The sequence below is a fragment of the Xanthomonas sp. NCPPB 2250 genome (assembly GCF_056725265.1).
The window spans coordinates 1-14,651 of record NZ_CM161520.1; the positions used below are offsets into that span (position 1 = coordinate 1).

The 14,651-nt window shown below is 67.3% G+C and carries 14 protein-coding genes; 12 read left to right on the forward strand and 2 right to left on the reverse strand.

Annotated elements, in window-relative coordinates; genetic code table 11:
- From dnaA to AC1PMG_RS00060, 12 genes are all read left to right on the forward strand, one after another.
- Entirely contained in the window at window positions 1–1,341 is a 1,341-nt protein-coding gene (dnaA, locus tag AC1PMG_RS00005; RefSeq protein ID WP_026144198.1) for a chromosomal replication initiator protein DnaA, read from the forward strand.
- Between the two features lie 322 nt (window positions 1,342–1,663).
- On the forward strand, window positions 1,664–2,764 hold the full coding sequence (gene dnaN / locus AC1PMG_RS00010) for a DNA polymerase III subunit beta (RefSeq protein ID WP_017911750.1): 1,101 nt from the start codon (window positions 1,664–1,666) through the stop codon (window positions 2,762–2,764).
- A gap of 473 nt (window positions 2,765–3,237) precedes the next feature.
- Window positions 3,238–4,338, forward strand: a complete 1,101-nt coding sequence (recF, locus tag AC1PMG_RS00015) for a DNA replication/repair protein RecF (RefSeq protein ID WP_481110191.1) — start codon at window positions 3,238–3,240, stop codon at window positions 4,336–4,338.
- Between the two features lie 112 nt (window positions 4,339–4,450).
- Complete coding sequence (gene gyrB, locus AC1PMG_RS00020) at window positions 4,451–6,913, forward strand: DNA topoisomerase (ATP-hydrolyzing) subunit B (protein WP_153751409.1); 2,463 nt, start codon at window positions 4,451–4,453, stop codon at window positions 6,911–6,913.
- A 76-nt stretch (window positions 6,914–6,989) separates the two neighbouring features.
- Window positions 6,990–7,835, forward strand: coding sequence for a CPBP family intramembrane glutamic endopeptidase (locus AC1PMG_RS00025; RefSeq protein ID WP_481110192.1), 846 nt, complete (start codon window positions 6,990–6,992; stop codon window positions 7,833–7,835).
- 68 nt (window positions 7,836–7,903) lie between these two features.
- Complete coding sequence (locus AC1PMG_RS00030; protein ID WP_342074378.1) at window positions 7,904–8,710, forward strand: M48 family metallopeptidase; 807 nt, start codon at window positions 7,904–7,906, stop codon at window positions 8,708–8,710.
- 159 nt (window positions 8,711–8,869) lie between these two features.
- On the forward strand, window positions 8,870–10,063 hold the full coding sequence (locus AC1PMG_RS00035; protein ID WP_481110193.1) for a tetratricopeptide repeat protein: 1,194 nt from the start codon (window positions 8,870–8,872) through the stop codon (window positions 10,061–10,063).
- A gap of 152 nt (window positions 10,064–10,215) precedes the next feature.
- Window positions 10,216–10,890, forward strand: coding sequence for an energy transducer TonB (locus tag AC1PMG_RS00040; protein ID WP_481110194.1), 675 nt, complete (start codon window positions 10,216–10,218; stop codon window positions 10,888–10,890).
- A 97-nt stretch (window positions 10,891–10,987) separates the two neighbouring features.
- Window positions 10,988–11,752: a TonB-system energizer ExbB gene (exbB, locus tag AC1PMG_RS00045; RefSeq protein WP_010340667.1), complete on the forward strand. Its 765-nt coding sequence runs from the start codon at window positions 10,988–10,990 to the stop codon at window positions 11,750–11,752.
- A 40-nt stretch (window positions 11,753–11,792) separates the two neighbouring features.
- Entirely contained in the window at window positions 11,793–12,218 is a 426-nt protein-coding gene (locus tag AC1PMG_RS00050) for an ExbD/TolR family protein (protein WP_010340666.1), read from the forward strand.
- A 3-nt stretch (window positions 12,219–12,221) separates the two neighbouring features.
- A complete protein-coding gene (locus AC1PMG_RS00055; RefSeq protein ID WP_026143210.1) occupies window positions 12,222–12,635 on the forward strand; it encodes an ExbD/TolR family protein in 414 nt (137 codons plus the stop codon).
- 316 nt (window positions 12,636–12,951) lie between these two features.
- Window positions 12,952–13,359: an ExbD/TolR family protein gene (locus AC1PMG_RS00060; protein WP_481110195.1), complete on the forward strand. Its 408-nt coding sequence runs from the start codon at window positions 12,952–12,954 to the stop codon at window positions 13,357–13,359.
- 195 nt (window positions 13,360–13,554) lie between these two features.
- On the opposite strand, the gene AC1PMG_RS00065 is transcribed toward AC1PMG_RS00060, so the two are convergent.
- Both AC1PMG_RS00065 and AC1PMG_RS00070 read right to left on the reverse strand, forming a co-directional pair.
- A complete protein-coding gene (locus AC1PMG_RS00065; RefSeq protein WP_481110196.1) occupies window positions 13,555–14,307 on the reverse strand; it encodes a pyridoxine 5'-phosphate synthase in 753 nt (250 codons plus the stop codon).
- A gap of 14 nt (window positions 14,308–14,321) precedes the next feature.
- A complete protein-coding gene (locus AC1PMG_RS00070) occupies window positions 14,322–14,588 on the reverse strand; it encodes a hypothetical protein (RefSeq protein ID WP_267098921.1) in 267 nt (88 codons plus the stop codon).
- Window positions 14,589–14,651 lie beyond the last annotated feature (63 nt).

Genomic DNA, 14,651 nt, shown 5'->3' on the forward strand with positions numbered 1-14,651 from the left:
ATGGATGCTTGGCCCCGTTGCCTGGAACGTCTGGAAGCCGAATTTCCAGCCGAGGACGTTCACACTTGGTTGAAACCGCTGCAAGCCGAACAGCGCCATGACAACAGCATGGTGCTGTACGCCCCGAACGCCTTCATCGTCGAGCAGGTGCGCGAGCGCTACCTGCCGCGCATCCGCGAACTGCTGACCTACTTCGCCGGCAGCGGCGAGGTGCTGCTGCAGGTCGGCTCGCGCCCGCGTGCGCCGGAACCGGCGGCCGCCCCGCCCAGCGAGACCGCGGCCGCACGCACGCCGGCGCCGCCGTTGCTGGAGCCGTTCGCCGGCAACCTCGATTCGCACTACACCTTCGCCAACTTCGTCGAAGGCCGCAGCAACCAGCTCGGCCTGGCCGCGGCGGTGCAGGCCGCGCAGAAGCCCGGCGACCGCGCACACAACCCGCTGCTGCTGTACGGCGGCACCGGCCTGGGCAAGACCCACCTGATGTTCGCCGCCGGCAACGCCATGCGCGAGCAGAATCCGAACGCGCGGGTGATGTACCTGCGCTCGGAACAGTTCTTCAGCGCGATGATCCGTGCGCTGCAGGACAAGACCATGGACCAGTTCAAGCGCCAGTTCCAGCAGGTGGACGCGCTGCTGATCGACGACATCCAGTTCTTCGCCGGCAAGGACCGCACCCAGGAAGAGTTCTTCCACACCTTCAACGCGCTGTTCGACGGCCGCCAGCAGATCATCCTGACCTGCGACCGCTACCCGCGCGAGGTCGAGGGCCTGGAGCCGCGGCTGAAGTCGCGCCTGGCCTGGGGCCTGTCGGTGGCGATCGATCCGCCCGATTTCGAGACCCGCGCGGCGATCGTGCTGGCCAAGGCGCGCGAGCGCGGCGCGGAGATCCCCGACGACGTGGCGTTCCTGATCGCCAAGAAGATGCGCTCGAACGTGCGCGACCTGGAAGGCGCCCTCAACACGCTGGCCGCGCGCGCCAACTTCACCGGCCGCGCGATCACCACCGAGTTCGCCCAGGAAACCCTGCGCGACCTGCTGCGCGCGCAGCAGCAGGCGATCGGCATCCCCAACATCCAGAAGACCGTGGCCGACTACTACGGCCTGCAGATCAAGGATCTGCTGTCCAAGCGGCGCACGCGCTCGCTGGCGCGGCCGCGGCAGGTGGCGATGGCGCTGACCAAGGAACTGACCGAACACAGCCTGCCGGAGATCGGCGACGCGTTCGCCGGGCGCGACCACACCACCGTGTTGCACGCCTGCCGGCAGATCAAGCACCTGATGGAAACCGACGGCAAGCTCCGCGAAGACTGGGACAAGCTGATCCGCAAGCTCAGCGAGTGAGCCCGGAGAGGACAGGGGCGGCACGCTGATCCACGCGCGCAGCGTGTACGTTCGGCGGCCACCTGGCGCCACGTGATAAATCGGTGCATGACTTCGCGACAAATCCGGGAGAAACTGTGGATAAAGCGCGACGCGGCGGCGACGGCAAAACTATCCACAGGTTTCCCCACCAGTTCCGGGACAGTAGTACACGGGATTGAGGGCGCTAAAAATCTTTTGTTTTCAGTGGTTTGAGCTACATTTGCACCGAATTTCGCTCTACCATCACCACCAAGCTTTTGATTTATTCCACATCTTTTAAAGCATAGGGGCACGGAACCACATGCGTTTCACACTGCAGCGCGAAGCCTTCCTCAAGCCATTGGCGCAAGTCGTCAATGTGGTCGAACGCCGCCAGACCTTGCCGGTTCTGGCCAACTTCCTGGTGCAGGTGCAGGGTGGCCAGCTGTCGCTGACCGGTACCGATCTGGAAGTGGAAATGGTCTCGCGCATTGCGGTCGACGATGCCCAGGACGGCGAAACCACGATCCCGGCGCGCAAGCTGTTCGAGATCGTGCGAGCCCTCCCCGACGGCAGCAAGGTCACCGTCTCGCAGTCCGGGGACAAGATCACCGTGCAGGCCGGGCGTAGCCGCTTCACCCTGGCCACGCTGCCCGCTAACGACTTCCCGTCGGTCGACGAAGTGGAAGCCACTGAGCGCGTGGTCGTGCCGGAAGCCGCGCTGAAGGAACTGATCGAGCGCACCGCGTTCGCGATGGCGCAGCAGGACGTGCGCTACTACCTCAACGGCCTGCTGTTCGACCTGCGCGACCAGACGCTGCGCTGCGTGGCCACCGATGGCCACCGCCTGGCGCTGTGCGAGACCGAGCTGGAGAACGCCGGCGGCGCCAAGCGCCAGATCATCGTGCCGCGCAAGGGCGTGACCGAGCTGCAGCGCCTGCTGGAAGGCGGCGAGCGCGAAGTCGAGCTGGAAGTCGGCCGCGCGCACGTGCGGGTCAAGCGCGACGATGTCACGTTCACGTCCAAGCTGATCGACGGCCGCTTCCCCGATTACGAAGCGGTGATCCCGATCGGTGCCGACCGCGAGGTCAAGCTGGATCGCGAGATCCTGCGCGCAGCACTGCAGCGTGCGGCGATCCTGTCCAACGAAAAGTACCGCGGCGTGCGCGTGGAAGTCTCGCCGGGCCAGCTGAAGATCAGCGCGCATAACCCGGAGCAGGAAGAAGCACAGGAAGAAGTGGAAGCGGACACCAAGGTCAGCGACCTGGCGATCGGCTTCAACGTGAACTACCTGCTCGACGCCCTGTCCGCGCTGCGCGAGGAGTTCGTGGTGATCCAGCTGCGCGACGCCAATTCCTCGGCGCTGGTCCGGGAGGCCAGCAGCGCTCGCTCGCGTCATGTGGTGATGCCGCTGCGTCTCTGACGGTTCCCGTTCGTGTTCCACGTGGAACACGTGCGAAAGCGACCCGGCCTTCGTGCCGGGTTTTCTTTTTGTTGGGCTCCAAGATCAGCGCTCCCGCACTGAGAGGGATCCGTTGCCACGGGAGGCCCGCGCAGCTGGCACCCTTGCATTACCCGGCCAAAACGCATCGGCCGTGACTGTGTCTGCAAAGAGACGGGCTCCGGCACCTCGGCGGGATCACCCCATTATCGAAGCGCCAGGGAACCGTGCGGCAAGACAACGTGCCTTTAATCGCCTGGCCGACCCTCTTACCCACGCCGCCAACCGTCCCGCGGGAGTCCGTCCTCCCAATAGGTTGCTGGCACGCAGCTCTGCCAGTTTCCCGAGCGCGGCCGTCCTGACAGCGCCCGTCAGCCGTTTTGGGTATGCTGCCGCCCTACCCCAAGCCCCGATCTGCGTGCGCCCGGTGCGAGCGCCTTCGCCTCTATCCCCGCATGCACGTTTCCCGCCTCGACTTCCATCACCTGCGCCGGTTCGCGGCGCTCGAGCTGGCGCCCGCGCCCGGACTGAACCTGATCACCGGCGACAACGGTGCCGGCAAGACCACGGTGCTCGAGGCGATGCACCTGATGGCGTATGGCCGCAGCTTTCGTGGGCGCGTGCGCGACGGGCTGGTCAGCCAGGGGCAGGACGCGCTGGACGTCTTCGTCGAATGGCAGGAGCAGTCGGCCGAAGCCGGCGCGACACGTCGACGCCGCGCTGGGCTGCGCCACAGCGGCCAGGAATGGCGTGGCCGCCTCGACGGCCAGGACGTCGCCCATCTCGGCACCTTGTGTGCGGCGCTGGCGGTGGTGACCTTCGAGCCGGGCAGCCACCTGCTGGTCAGCGGCGGCGGCGAGCCACGGCGTCGCTTCGTCGATTGGGGCTTGTTCCACGTGGAACCTGACTTCCTGTCCCTGTGGCGGCGCTACGCCCGCGCGCTCAAGCAGCGCAACGCCCTACTCAAGAGCGGCGGCAGCGGCGCGGCACTCGATGCCTGGGACCACGAACTCGCCGAGTCGGGCGAGCCGCTGACCTCGCGCCGCCAGGACTACCTGGACAGGCTGCTGCAGCGCCTGCTCGCCCTTGCCCCGGATCTCGCTCCGGCGCTGGGCATCGCGCATCTGCAGTTCGCGCCCGGCTGGCGCCGTCAGGAGGTCTCGCTGGCCGATGCACTGCTGCTCAACCGGGAGCGCGACCGGCAACTCGGCTATACCTCCGCCGGTCCGCACCGGGCGGACTGGAGCCTCAGCTTCGCCGAGATCCCTGGCCGTGACGCGCTCTCCCGTGGCCAGGCCAAGCTCACCGCCCTGGCCTGCCTGCTGGCGCAGGCCGAGGACTACGCCGAGCAGCGCGGCGAATGGCCGGTGATTGCCCTGGACGATCTGGGCTCGGAGTTGGACCGTCACCACCAGGCCCGGGTGCTGGAGCGCCTGCGTGCCGCGCCGGCACAGGTGTTCGTCACTGCTACCGAAACCCCGCAGGCGCTGGCCGACGCCGCCCTGCCGATCGCTCGGTTCCACGTGGAACATGGACAGATTCTGGCGGTTTCCTAGGCCGCCGCGGGTCCGGCGGCCCGGGCTGCTATAATTTCCGCCAATCCCCTATCCAGCGGCGCGAACCGGCCCCGGCCTGTCTTCGCCGCCTCGTGGAGCCTACGGCACCCGCATGACCGACGAACAGAACACCCCGCCCAGCAACGGCAACTACGACGCCAACAGCATCACCGCCCTGGAAGGCCTGGAGGCGGTCCGCAAGCGGCCCGGCATGTACATCGGCGACGTCCATGACGGCACCGGTCTGCATCACATGGTGTTCGAGGTCGTTGATAACTCCATCGACGAAGCCCTGGCCGGGCATGCCGACCACGTCGCCGTGACGATCCACGCCGATGGTTCGGTGTCGGTGTCGGACAACGGCCGCGGTATCCCGGTCGGCAAGCACGCGCAGATGAGCGCCAAGCTCGGCCGCGAGGTCTCCGCCGCCGAAGTGGTGATGACCGTCCTGCACGCCGGCGGCAAGTTCGACGACAACAGCTACAAGGTGTCCGGCGGCCTGCACGGCGTGGGCGTCAGCGTGGTCAACGCGCTGTCGGAGAAGCTGCTGCTGGACGTGTTCCAGGGCGGCTCGCACTACCAGCAGGAATTCAGCAACGGCGCGGCCGTCGCGCCGCTGGTTCGGCTCGGCGAGACCACCCAGCGCGGCACCACCGTGCGCTTCTGGCCGTCGGTGGTGGCCTTCCACAACAACGTGGAGTTCCACTACGACATCCTGGCCCGGCGCCTGCGCGAGCTGTCCTTCCTCAATTCCGGGGTCAAGATCGTGCTCGCCGACGAGCGCGGCGAGGGCCGCCGCGACGACTTCCACTACGAAGGCGGCATCCGCAGCTTCGTCGAGCACCTGGCGCAGCTGAAGACCCCGCTGCATCCGAACGTGATCTCGGTCACCGGCGAACACAACGGCATCACCGTGGACGTGGCGCTGCAGTGGACCGACTCCTACCAGGAGACGATGTACTGCTTCACCAACAACATCCCGCAGAAGGACGGCGGCACCCACCTGGCCGGCTTCCGCGGCGCGCTGACCCGCGTGCTCAACACCTACATCGAGCAGAACGGCATCGCCAAGCAGGCCAAGATCAACCTGACCGGCGACGACATGCGCGAAGGCATGATCGCGGTGCTGTCGGTGAAGGTGCCCGACCCGAGCTTCTCCAGCCAGACCAAGGAGAAGCTGGTCAGTTCCGACGTGCGTCCGGCGGTGGAGAACGCGTTCGGCGCGCGCCTGGAGGAGTTCCTGCAGGAGAACCCCAACGAGGCCAAGGCCATCGCCGGCAAGATCGTCGATGCCGCCCGCGCCCGCGAGGCCGCGCGCAAGGCAAGAGACCTGACCCGCCGCAAGGGCGCGCTGGACATCGCCGGCCTGCCCGGCAAGCTGGCCGACTGCCAGGAAAAGGATCCGGCGCTGTCGGAGCTGTTCATCGTCGAGGGCGACTCGGCAGGTGGCTCGGCCAAGCAGGGCCGCAACCGCAAGAACCAGGCAGTGCTGCCGCTGCGCGGCAAGATCCTCAACGTCGAGCGCGCGCGCTTCGACCGCATGCTGTCCTCCGACCAGGTCGGCACGCTGATCACCGCGCTGGGCACCGGCATCGGCCGCGACGAGTACAACCCGGACAAGCTGCGCTACCACCGCATCATCATCATGACCGACGCCGACGTCGACGGCGCGCACATCCGCACCCTGCTGCTGACCTTCTTCTACCGGCAGATGCCGGAGCTGATCGAGCGCGGCTACGTCTACATCGGCCTGCCGCCGCTGTACCGGCTCAAGCAGGGCAAGCAGGAGCTGTACCTGAAGGACGACAACGCGCTCAATGCCTACCTGGCCAGCAGCGCGGTCGAAGGCGCGGCGCTGGTACCGGCCAGCAACGAGCCGCCGATCACCGGTGCGGCGCTGGAGAAGCTGCTGCTGCTGTTCGCCAGCGCCAACGAGGCGGTGGCGCGCAATGCGCACCGCTACGACCCGGCGCTGCTGAGCGCGCTGATCGACCTGCCGCCGCTGGACGTGGCCCAGCTCGAGAGCGAGGGCGAGACGCATCCGAGCCTGGACGCCCTGCAGGCGGTGCTCAACCGCGGCAGCCTGGGCTCGGCGCGCTACAGCCTGCGTTTCCAGGCGTCCAACGCGCAGCGCCCCGCCACCCTGCTGGTGGAGCGCCGGCACATGGGCGAGGAGACCACCTACGTGGTGCCGATGGCGGTGTTCGAGAGCGGCGAGCTGCGGCCGCTGCGCGAGATCGCGCGGGAGTTGCATGGGCTGGTGCGCGAGGGTGCGCAGATCGTGCGTGGCAACAAGACCCAGGCCATCACCAGCTTCGCCCAGGCCTACGCCTGGCTGTTCGAGGAGGCCAAGAAGGGCCGCCAGATCCAGCGCTTCAAGGGCCTGGGCGAAATGAACGCCGAGCAGCTGTGGGAGACCACGGTGAACCCGGACACGCGCCGCCTGCTGCAGGTGCGCATCGAGGACGCGGTCGCCGCCGACCAGATCTTCAGCACGCTGATGGGCGACGTGGTCGAACCGCGCCGCGACTTCATCGAAGAAAACGCGCTGAAGGTCGCCAACCTCGACATCTGACCCTGGCGGTCCCCGCCCTGGCGTGCGCCGGGGCGGGCGTCCCGCTGCCTTCCGCCCGCTTCCGCACAGGATCGCGATGACCGCACCGCCGCTGCCCGCCACCCCGCTGCCGTTGCCTTCCGCGCCGGCGGCCCGCCCGCGCCGGCCGATCCTCGGTTTCTTCCTCGACGTGCTGCTGGCGGCGGTGGTGCTGCTGGCGGTGAGCGTGCTGTGCGGCCTGATCTGGGGCGTGATCCGCGGCTTCCAGCTGGCGATGGAACTGAAGGCGCAGGGCGTGCCTGCCGATCGCCTGGCCGCGCTGGTCGCCCAGCAGGTCGGCCAGCCGGGGGCGCTGGCGCAGTTGCTGATCGCCTTGGTCAGCACCCTGTCCGCGGCGCTGCTGCTGTACTTCCTGCGGCGTCCGGCCAGCGCCGCCGAGCGCCGCGCCTCGTGGCAGGCAGCGCGCACACCCTCGACCTGGGGCTGGGTGCTGCTGGTCGCGGTCGGGGTGTTCGTCGGCAGCGCGGCGATCTCCGCGCTGGCGGCGCAGATCGGCATCAAGCCGGTGCCGACCAACCTGCCGCTGATGCAGGACGCGATGGCGCAGATGCCGCTGTTCCTGTGCGTGTTCGCGATCGTGATCGCGCCGGCCTACGAGGAACTGCTGTTCCGCCGCGTGCTGTTCGGGCGGCTGTGGGATGCGGGCCGGCCGCGGCTGGGCATGCTGCTCAGCGGTGCCGCCTTCGCCCTGGTGCACGAGGTGCCCGGGACCACCGGCAACGGGCTGGCCGAGACCGCGCAGCTGTGGCTGGTCTATGGCGGCATGGGTGCCGCGTTCGCCTGGCTGTACAAACGCACCGGCACCCTGTGGGCGCCGATCGCCGCGCATGGGCTCAACAACGCCATTGCGGTCGCCGGACTCTACTGGTTTGGCGCAACCTGAAGGTTTGTTTGACGAAATGTTAAGACGCGGCCCTCCACACTGCGACGCGTGTTAGGAGGGGGGACCGTATGAAGCAAGTGGTACTTGGCGCATCGCTCGCGATGCTGCTGGCAGCGTGCGCGACGACGACATCGCCAACCGGGCGCACCCAGGTCGTGGGCGGCATCTCGCAACAACAACTCGACCAGATGGGCGCGCAGGCGTTCGCCGAAGCCAAGGCCAAGGAACAGCTGGACACCGATCCCAAGCGCAACGCCTACGTGCGCTGCGTGGTCAACACGCTGGTCGCGCAGCTGCCCGAGCAATGGCGCGGCACCGGCTGGGAAACCGCGCTGTTCAACGACAAGGAACCCAACGCGTTCGCCCTGCCCGGCGGCAAGGTCGGGGTCAACAGCGGCATCTTCAGCGTGGCCAAGAACCAGGACCAGCTCGCCGCCGTGCTCGGCCACGAGATCGGCCACGTCATCTCGCGTCATCACGAAGAACGCATCACCCGCCAGCTCGGTGCGCAGGCAGGGCTGAGCGTGATTGGGGCGTTGGCCGGTGCCCGCTACGGCCAGGGCGCGGCCGACACCGTCGGCCAGGTCGGCGGCATGACCGCGCAGACCCTGTTCCTGCTGCCCGGTTCGCGCCAGCAGGAAACCGAAGCGGACGTCGTCGGCCAGCGCCTGATGGCGCAGGCCGGATTCGATCCCGCGCAGGCGGTGGATCTGTGGAAGAACATGATGGCCGCCGGTGGCGAACGTCCGCCGCAATGGCTGTCCACCCACCCCGATCCCAGTGCCCGCATCGGCGAGCTGCAGCGCGACGTCGCCGCGCTGGAACCGGTGTATGCGCAGGCGCGCAGCGCCGGCAGGACGCCCAAGTGCGGCTGAGTCGTTCGTCGTCCCTGTGCCCGTCGCCGGCACTGTCACAGAAAACGCATCCAAAAACGTTTTCACGGCGTACAGGTTTCTGATAGGTTTGCTGGCTCGGCCGAGGAATGGCCGCTCCGTCTTCCGTGCCGCTCCGGGCGGTTTCCACCGAGGTGACCCATGAAATTCCGCATTCGCAAGCAAGCGTTGTTGTCCCTGGTGATCGCCGCCGCCCTCGGTGGCGCGGTGGTGACCGATGCCGCTGCGCAGAGCGATCGCACCGACCACCGCTCCTCGCGCAATGCGAAGAGCGAGAAGGCGGCGGTGCTGTTCCCCAATGCCGAGCGCAAGGAGCCGACCGGCAAGCCGTCGTCCAAGCTCGGCAGCAAGCTGCAGAAGCTGATCGACACCTACAACAAGGGCGAGGACTACGCGTCGGTGCGTGCCCAGGCCGATGAGATCCTGGCCAACAGCGGCGCCAACGAGTACGACAAGTCGGTCGCCGCGCAGCTGGCCGCGCAGGCCGCCTACAACCTCGACGACAGCAAGGCCGCGCAGGCCTATCTGAAGCAGGCGATCCAGTTCAACGGCCTGGACAACAACGGCCACTACCAGTCGATGCTGATGCTGGCGCAGCTGCAGCTGCAGGACGAGCAGACCGCCGAAGGCCTGGCCACCCTCGACAAGTTCCTCGCCGAAACCAAGTCGACCCGCCCGGAAGACCTGATCCTCAAGGGCCAGGCCCTGTACCAGGCGCAGCGCTACCAGGAAGCGATCCCGGCGCTGAAGCAGGCGATCGCCGCGTCGCCGGAGCCGAAGGACAGCTGGAACCAGCTGCTGATGGCGTCCTACGCCGAAGCCGGCCAGACCGGTGAAGCGGTCAAGGCCGCCGAGGCGCTGGCCGCCAAGTCGCCCAACGACAAGAAGGCCCAGCTCAACCTGGCCAGCATGTACATGCAGGCCGACCAGATGGACAAGGCCGCGGCGGTGATGGACAAGCTGCGTGCCGCCGGTCAGCTGACCGACGAGAAGGAATACAAGCAGCTGTACTCGATCTACGCCAACACCGACGGTCACGAAAAGGACGTCATCGCGGTCATCAACGAAGGCATGCAGAAGGGCATTCTGAAGCCGGACTACCAGACCTACCTGGCGCTGGCGCAGTCGTACTACTACACCGACCAGCTGCCGCAGGCGATCGAGAACTGGCAAAAGGCGGCGCCGCTGTCCAAGGACGGCGAAACCTATCTCAACCTGGCCAAGGTGCTGCATTCGGAAGGCCGCGTTGCCGAGGCCAAGCAGGCCGCGCAGCAGGCACTGGCCAAGGGCGTCAAAAAGCCGGAAGACGCCAAGAAGATCATCAACCTGAAGTAGCACGCAAAAAAAGCCCCCGATGACCAGTGCTGAAAGTAGTGCAGGTAACAGGGATTGGTATAAGCTTGGAGGTTCCTGCGGTGTCATCCCCGCGTGAACTTGGGTTCCGCTCCACAGCGGAATCCGCCCCCCTTTAATCGAGTCATTGGCGCATGACGGAACAACTGGTCATCCATCGGCAGTACGACAAAGATGACGCCTACGGCCTCAGCTGGCCGCGCATCATCGGTATTGCCTTCGTAATCGCGCTGCACCTTGCAGCGCTGATGTTGCTGCTGATTCCGGCCGTTGCGCCCAAGGCGGTGGCGGAGAAGGAACGCAACATCATGGTCACCCTGGTGGACGCACCGCCGCCGCCTCCCCCGCCGCCGCCGCCGCCGCCGAAGCCGCCGGAAACTCCGCCGCCGCCGGTGAAGAACCTCGCGCCGCCGAAGCCGACCCCGCTGCCGCCGCCGCCGGAAGCCCCGGTGATCGACGTGCCGGAGCCGCGCCCGAACGACGTGGCCACCCCGCCGTCGCCGCCTGCGCCGCCGGCCGCACCCTCCGACATCAGCGCTAGCGTCGATATTTCGTCGAAGAACATGAACCCGCCGAAGTACCCGCCGGCTGCATTCCGGTCGGGCGCGCAGGGCGAGGTGATCCTGATCATCGATGTCGATGCCAGTGGTAACGTCACGAACGTTGCCGTCGAGAAATCCAGCCGCAACCGCGACCTGGACCGCGCCGCCATGGAAGCAGCGCGCAAGTGGCGGTTCAATGCCGCTGTCGTCAATGGACAGAAGACCGCCGGCCGCGTCCGCGTCCCGGTCAACTTCGCGCTGAACTGATACAAAGGTTGCGCGGACCGGCGCACCGCCGGTCCGCAAACCCTGTCTACTCTTTGCACCACCCTCATCACCACCACACACAACAAAGGTAAGCGTCATGCTGCAGGAAATTTTCATCGCCGCTGCTGCGGGGGGCAACAACGCATCGAACGCCCTGTCGCAGATGGGCTTCGAGCACCTGATCACCGAAATGACCTCCAAGCCGGGTGACTTCGCCGTCTCCTGGGTGGTGCTCATCACCCTGATCATCATGTCCGCCTCGTCCTGGTACTGGACGATCATCAACATCTTCCGCGCCACCCGTCTGAAGAGCCAGGCCGACCGCGTCACCAGCCTGTTCTGGGATACCCCGAACGCCCAGGACGCCATCCGTGCGATGGAAGAGCAGCCGGCCTCCGAGCCGTTCTCGAAGATCGCCCTGGACGCTGCGCAGGCCGCCGCGCACCACCAGCGCGCCGAAGCCGGCACCGGCACCGGCCTGGGCGAGACCCTGAGCCGTTCGGAGTTCGTCGACCGCGCCCTGCGTCAGGCCGTGACCCGCGAAAGCACCAAGCTGCAGTCGGGCATGACCCTGCTGGCGACCGTCGGTGCGACCGCGCCGTTCGTCGGTCTGCTGGGTACGGTGTGGGGCATCTACGGTGCGCTGATCAAGATCGGTGCCACCGGCTCCGCCTCGATCGACGCCGTGGCCGGCCCGGTCGGTGAAGCGCTGATCATGACCGCGATCGGTCTGTTCGTCGCGATCCCGGCCGTGTTCGCCTTCAACTTCTTCAGCAAGGTCAACAGCTCGGTGATCGCCAAGTTCGACACCTTCGCTCACGACCTGCACGACTTCTTCGCCACCGGTTCGCGCGTTCGCTGATCCCGGCTAAGTCGTCCACGCAACGTTAACGGAGCCCGTTATGGCTTTCAGTAGTGGTAACAGCGGCGGCCCCATGGCCGACATCAACGTCACGCCCCTCGTGGACGTGATGCTGGTGCTGCTGATCATCTTCATCATCACGGCACCGCTGATGTCCCACAAGGTCAAGGTGGAACTGCCCCAAGCCAACTTGAAGCAGGATCCGGACAAGGACGACAAGCGTTCGAATCCGATCACCCTGGCGGTCAAGGAGGACGGGTCGCTGTACTGGAACGATGAGCCGATTTCCAAGGAAGCCCTGGAGTCGCGCTTCTCGACCGCCGCACAGCAGACCCCGCAGCCGCCGCTCAACCTGCGTGGCGACCGCACCACCAAGATGCGCACGATCAACGAGATCACCAAGATCGCGCAGAGTCAGGGCATGCTGGACGTCGGCTTCGTTGCGACCAAAGAGAAGGGGAACTGAGCCATGGCGTTCAGCTCAGGAGGCGGCCGTGGTCCCATGGCCGACATCAACGTCACGCCGCTGGTCGACGTGATGCTGGTGCTGTTGATCATCTTCATCGTGACCGCGCCGATCATGACCTATCCGATCGACGTGGATCTGCCGCAGCGGGTCATCAACCCGCCGCCGCAGTTGCGCGATCCGCCGCCGCCGATCGATCTGCGGATCGATGCGTCGAACCAGGTGTTCTGGAACAACAGCCCGGTGGCGGTGACTGCGCTCCCGCAGATGATGGAAAACGAAGTACAGCGCGATCCGACCAACCAGCCGGAACTGCGCATCGATGCCAATCCGGATTCCGAGTACGAAGTGATGGCCAAGGTGCTGGCCGCCGCCAAGAACTCGGACATGAAGAAGATCGGCTTCGTGCAGCAATAAGCTTCACCGCAATTCGCTTCACCGCTACACCTCAGTCATGACGCGACTGCAAACGCCACCGGCAACGGTGGCGTTTTTTTATGCGCGCACGCTGGCTGCCCTGCCCGTTCCGACAATGTCCGCCGTCGGCCTGGCGTGTGGCGTGACGTGCCGTCCAGCGTCGCTGGAGGCCCCGCGCGTTCGCTCCCCTCCCGACCTGAGCGACTGGACGCTCCGCCGTGCCAAACCGAAGCACGTCTGTCCGTCGCCCCCTCGCGCACCGCCGCGACACGGGTGTAGGCTGGTGACGCGACACCACACCCACAGGAGGCTGGCCATGGCGTTCAGTGCTGCAGGGAATCGGGGACCGCTGGCGGAGATCAATGTCACTCCGCTGGTCGATGTGATGCTGGTGCTGTTGATCATCTTCATCGTCACCGCGCCGATGCTGACGCGGACGATCACCATGGACCTGCCGCAGCGGACCCACGCGCCGCTACGCCTGTTGCCGCCCCCTGAGCCAATCCAGTTGCGCCTGGACGCCAGCGGCCAGTTGTTCTGGAACGCGGCGCCGCTGTCCTTTCGCGATCTGCAGCCGCGGCTGCAGCAGGCGATGGCGCAGGCCAGCGACAACCCGCCCGAGCTGCGTGTCGACGCCAGCCCGGATGCCGACTACGAGGCTATGGCCAAGGTGCTGGCCGCGGCCAAGAACGCCGACGTCCAGCGCATCGGCTTCGTGCAGTAACAGGCAGCCTGCGGCGCGACGCCACCGTTCCCGGTGGCGTCGCGCACGCCGGGAAGCCCCGAGGTCCCGCTTGCGGGAGACAGCGAACGCCCAGGTTGATCGGACTGCGCCGATCGCGAGGGCCTTGTTGCACGCGATCGCCGCGCCCGCGACGCGGGCAAGTTCCAGGGAGCCAGGCCGCGTTGTCGGCCTCGCTCAGCGTGCCCCGGCCAGCAGCGCCAGATAGGCCTTCACCGTGGCGTCGAGCCCGGCGTACAGCGCCTCGCCGATCAGGGCGTGGCCGATCGACACTTCCAGCACGTCCGGCACCGCCGCCAGGAACGCGCCGAGGTTGGCCTGGGCCAGATCGTGGCCGGCGTTGACGCCCAGCCCGGCGGCCTGTGCGCGACGTGCGGCGGCGGCGAACGGCGCGGCCGCGGCGCTGTCGCCCTGCTCCCACGCGGCGGCATAGGGACCGGTGTACAGCTCGATGCGGTCGGCGCCCAGTTCGGCCGCCACCGCCAGGTCGGGATTGTCGGCATCGACGAACAGGCTGACCCGGCAGCCCAGGGCCTTCAGTTCGGCGATCAGCGGGCGCAGGCGGTCGCTGTCGCGGCCGAAGTCGAAGCCATGGTCGGAGGTGAGCTGGCCGTCGCCGTCGGGCACCAGGGTGGCCTGCGCCGGGCGGGTCTGCGCGCACAGGGCGATCAGTCCCGGGTAGCCGGGACGCGGCGGCGCGAACGGGTTGCCCTCGATGTTGAATTCGACGCCGCGCTCGCGGGTCAGTTCGGCCAGCGCCAGCACGTCTTCGGCATGGATGTGGCGCCGGTCCGGGCGCGGGTGCACGGTGATGCCGTGCGCGCCGGCGTCCAGGCAGGCGCGCGCCGCCTCGAGCACGCTGGGCAGATCGCCGCCGCGCGAGTTGCGCAGCACCGCGATCTTGTTGACGTTGACGCTGAGCTTGGTCATCGCCGGTGCGCCGCTTAGGGCGCCGTGGCGTCGTCGCTGGCGGCGGCCGCGGCGCGGCGCGCCTCGGCCTGCTCGCGCAGGCGGCGCAATTCGGCCGGGTCGATCATCGGCATCGCGTCGCGCTGGCTGGCGTCGCCGATCTTGGCCACGTACCAGCCGCGCGCCCAGGCCAGCAGGAACGCCAGCGCGGCGAGCAGGCTCACCACCAGCAACCACATGTGCGGCGTCGTGAACGCCAGAACGAAAGCACCCAGTGCGAGCGGCAGAAAGAGCCAGTACATGACGATCTCCCCAAGGATGGCGCAGTGTAGCGCCGCCGGGCGTGCCGGTTCCACGTGGCACCG

Bases quoted from the DNA above. Each gene is read 5' to 3' on its own strand.
- AC1PMG_RS00050 (WP_010340666.1), top strand. From the start codon at position 11,793: ATGGCTTTCAGTAGTGGTAACAGCGGCGGCCCCATGGCCGACATCAAC.
- dnaA (WP_026144198.1), top strand. From the start codon at position 1: ATGGATGCTTGGCCCCGTTGCCTGGAACGTCTGGAAGCCGAATTTCCA.
- exbB (WP_010340667.1), top strand. From the start codon at position 10,988: ATGCTGCAGGAAATTTTCATCGCCGCTGCTGCGGGGGGCAACAACGCA.
- AC1PMG_RS00055 (WP_026143210.1), top strand. From the start codon at position 12,222: ATGGCGTTCAGCTCAGGAGGCGGCCGTGGTCCCATGGCCGACATCAAC.
- recF (WP_481110191.1), top strand. From the start codon at position 3,238: ATGCACGTTTCCCGCCTCGACTTCCATCACCTGCGCCGGTTCGCGGCG.
- AC1PMG_RS00030 (WP_342074378.1), top strand. From the start codon at position 7,904: ATGAAGCAAGTGGTACTTGGCGCATCGCTCGCGATGCTGCTGGCAGCG.
- gyrB (WP_153751409.1), top strand. From the start codon at position 4,451: ATGACCGACGAACAGAACACCCCGCCCAGCAACGGCAACTACGACGCC.
- AC1PMG_RS00060 (WP_481110195.1), top strand. From the start codon at position 12,952: ATGGCGTTCAGTGCTGCAGGGAATCGGGGACCGCTGGCGGAGATCAAT.
- AC1PMG_RS00025 (WP_481110192.1), top strand. From the start codon at position 6,990: ATGACCGCACCGCCGCTGCCCGCCACCCCGCTGCCGTTGCCTTCCGCG.
- dnaN (WP_017911750.1), top strand. From the start codon at position 1,664: ATGCGTTTCACACTGCAGCGCGAAGCCTTCCTCAAGCCATTGGCGCAA.
- AC1PMG_RS00040 (WP_481110194.1), top strand. From the start codon at position 10,216: ATGACGGAACAACTGGTCATCCATCGGCAGTACGACAAAGATGACGCC.
- AC1PMG_RS00065 (WP_481110196.1), bottom strand. From the start codon at position 14,307: ATGACCAAGCTCAGCGTCAACGTCAACAAGATCGCGGTGCTGCGCAAC.
- AC1PMG_RS00035 (WP_481110193.1), top strand. From the start codon at position 8,870: ATGAAATTCCGCATTCGCAAGCAAGCGTTGTTGTCCCTGGTGATCGCC.
- AC1PMG_RS00070 (WP_267098921.1), bottom strand. From the start codon at position 14,588: ATGTACTGGCTCTTTCTGCCGCTCGCACTGGGTGCTTTCGTTCTGGCG.